Source organism: Arthrobacter sp. Dra40 (assembly GCF_059091905.1).
The window spans coordinates 1-3,183 of record NZ_JBNHHB010000378.1; the positions used below are offsets into that span (position 1 = coordinate 1).

Genomic DNA, 3,183 nt, shown 5'->3' on the forward strand with positions numbered 1-3,183 from the left:
GTGGCCATTACTGCTCCTTAGTCGACGGTGCCTGCCCCTCCCCGAACCGGCGGACGGCTTGCATGAACGCATTGCCGCGGTGCGCGTAGGACGTGAACTGGTCCATCGAGGCGGCTGCCGGAGCCATCAGGACGGTGTCCCCGTCGGCGGCGATGCCGGCTGCTGCTTCCACGGCCGCCGTCATCACAGTCTCGCCAGTTGCGGTCTCCGACGTCGGCAGCCTGCTTCCAGTCTCCCCCGGGAGCGCGTCGACGACGGGAACATCCGGTGCGTGTCGCTGCAACGAGGCCAGCAGGGCTGAGTTGTCGGTGCCGATCAGCACCACCGCTTTAAGCCTGCGTGCGTGGTCGGCAATGAGCTCGTCGTAGTTGACGCCCTTGGACAGTCCTCCGGCAATCCAGACAACCGAGGAGAAAGACGCCAGCGAGGCCGACGCCGCATGCGGATTCGTCGCTTTGGAGTCGTTGACCCAGAGCACCCCGGCCTGCTCCAGCACTTTTTGGATCCGGTGCGACCCTGGATCGAACCGCCGCAATCCTTCGCGGACGGCGGCAGGCTCCACGCCATAGGCACGGACCAGGGCGGCCGCGGCCAGGGCGTTGGCGACCTGGTGCCTGGGCACCAAGTCGCCCAGATCGCTCAGGGCGGCCAGCTCGGCGGCTGAGTCGCGGCGTTCTTCTATATAGGCCCGGTCCACCAGCAGCTTTTCCACTACCCCCAGCATGCTGACGGCCGGCATCCCGGTGGTGAATCCGATGGCCCGGCAGCCTTCCACGACGTCGGCTCCTTCGACCATTTCCTCGGTCTCGCGCTGCTCGGCGTTGTAGACGCAAGCGATCCTGGTCCGCTCGTAGATCTTGGCTTTGTCTGCCAGATACGCGGCATAGGACCCGTGCCAGTCCACGTGGTCTTCGGCCACGTTCAGCACCACCGAGGCCAGCGGGGACATGCTGTGGGTCCAGTGCAGTTGGAAGCTGGAGAGTTCCACGGCAATCACGTCGTAGCCGATCGGGTCGCGCACGGCGTCCAGGATGGGCGTGCCGACGTTGCCCGCGGCGATGGCCCGGAGCCCGGCCGCCTGCAGCATGGATTCAACCATTCCCACCGTGGTGGTCTTGCCGTTCGTGCCGGTGATGGCCAGCCAGTCCGCCGTTCGCCGGCCGGCGCGTTCACGCACCCGCCAGGCAAGTTCCACGTCGCCCCAGATGGGAATTCCCGCCGCCGCAGCGGCGGCCAGCAGCGGAGTCCGCGGCTGCCACCCCGGCGAGGTGACCACCAGGTCGGCAGGTTCCCCGCCGACGTCGGGCAGCTGACCGGCGTGTTCCTCGCCCAACAGGACCTGCCGGGCGCCGACGATCTTCAAAGTGTCGGCCTTGGCACGGTTTTCCGCGGTGTCGCGACCGTCCACGACGACGACGGCGGCGCCGAGTTCAATCAAGGTGTCGGCGGCGGAGAAACCTGACAGCCCGATGCCGGCGACAACCACGCGCAGCCCGGACCAGTCCGCGTCCCAGGAGGTCAGCGTGTCGAGCCGGTTCATGAACCCAGCACCCATTCGGCGTAGAAAAGGCCCAGGGCGGCTGCCACGCACAGTCCGGCGATGATCCAGAAGCGGACGACGACGGTGACTTCGGCCCATCCCTTTAGCTCGAAGTGGTGCTGGAGAGGAGCCATCTTGAACACGCGTTTTCCGCCGGTGAGCTTGAAGAAGACGACCTGGATGATCACCGACAGCGAGATGATCACAAACAGGCCTGCCATGACCACCAACAGCAGTTGGCTGCGGGACAGGATGGCGAACCCTGCAATCGCGCCGCCGATCGCCAGTGAGCCGGTGTCGCCCATGAAAATTTTGGCGGGTGAGGTGTTCCACCACAGGAACCCGATCAGCGCGCCGGCCAGCCCTCCGGCCAGCAGCGCCAGGTCCAGCGGATCCCTGACCTCGTAACAGACCTCCCCGGGCACCTTGACCGACCCACAGCTCTGGTTGAACTGCCAGATCCCCATCAGCATGTAGGCGCCGCACACCATCACCGATGCACCCGCGGCGAGCCCGTCCAGCCCATCCGTCAGATTCACCCCGTTGGTGGCGGCGGTGACGATGATGTTCGACCAGACGATAAACAGGAGGGTTCCCAGCACGGTACCGCCAAAGGCGAGATCGAGCCATGGAATGTCCCGGGCGAAGGAGATGTGCGTCGACGCGGGGGTGCGGCCGAGGCTGTCCGGGAAGCTCAGGGCCAGCACGGCAAAGAGGATGCCGACAAGGCCCTGCAGCACAATCTTGGCCCAGGCCCGCAGCCCAAGGCTGCGCTGCTTGGAGATTTTGATGAAGTCGTCCAGGAATCCCACCAGCCCCATGCCGGCCATCAGCAGCAGCAAGACAGCGCCGGAGGCCGTGGGCCCGGCATGCGCGCCCCCGTTGACCATCCACATCATCAAGTGGGTGGCAAAGTAGGACAGCACCACGCAGGCCACAATGACCACCCCGCCCATGGTGGGCGTTCCGCGCTTGGTGTGGTGCGCCGTCGGGCCGTCGTCGCGGATGAATTGGCCGTAGCCCCGCTTCACCAGCAGCTTGATGAACAGGGGCGTCCCGATCAGGGACAGTACCAGCGCCAGGGCAGAACCGATCAGCAGGGCTATCACTGCGCCTGGCCTTCCTCTTGGGTCTCGGTACCGCGCACTGCAGCCGCCGCGGGATCAGTCGACGGATTGCCTAATGCTACCCGGTCGCCCAGGAACCGCAGTCCGGCTCCGTTGGACGACTTAAACAGCACCAGATCGCCGGGCTCGAGCTGCTCGTTGAGCACCTGGTGGGCCTCCTCGGGAGTGCTGACCCACAGCGATTCGTCGCCCCAGGAGCCCTCCAAGACGGCGGCGTTGTGCATGGCCTTGGCTCCCTCCCCCACCACGATCAGGTGTGAGATGTTCAGCCGGACCACAATCCGTCCGATCGCATCGTGCTCGTGCACGGAGTCTTCGCCCAGTTCCAGCATTTCACCGAGCACCGCCCAGGTGCGCCGCCCGCGGCCGAGTTCGGCCAGGGTGCGCAGCGCTGCCCGCATGGATTCCGGGTTGGCGTTGTAGGCATCGTTGATCACCGTCACGCCGTCCGGCCGCTCGGTGCGCTCCATCCGCCAGCGGCTCGCCGGGCCGCGCCCGTTCAAGCCGGCGGCAATG

At 66.3% G+C, this 3,183-nt stretch carries 3 protein-coding genes; all 3 read right to left on the reverse strand.

What is annotated here, in order from left to right; translation table 11 throughout:
* Window positions 1–7: 7 nt before the first annotated feature.
* Window positions 8–1,540, reverse strand: coding sequence for a UDP-N-acetylmuramoyl-L-alanine--D-glutamate ligase (gene murD, locus AC5RWT_RS36055; RefSeq protein WP_494084412.1), 1,533 nt, complete (start codon window positions 1,538–1,540; stop codon window positions 8–10).
* A complete protein-coding gene (gene mraY, locus AC5RWT_RS36060) occupies window positions 1,537–2,649 on the reverse strand; it encodes a phospho-N-acetylmuramoyl-pentapeptide-transferase (RefSeq protein WP_493967337.1) in 1,113 nt (370 codons plus the stop codon). The genes murD and mraY overlap by 4 nt, the downstream gene beginning before the upstream one ends.
* Window positions 2,646–3,183 (reverse strand): glutamate ligase domain-containing protein (locus AC5RWT_RS36065; protein WP_494084413.1); only part of this gene is annotated, 538 nt, incomplete at its 5' end. The genes AC5RWT_RS36065 and mraY, both read right to left, overlap by 4 nt.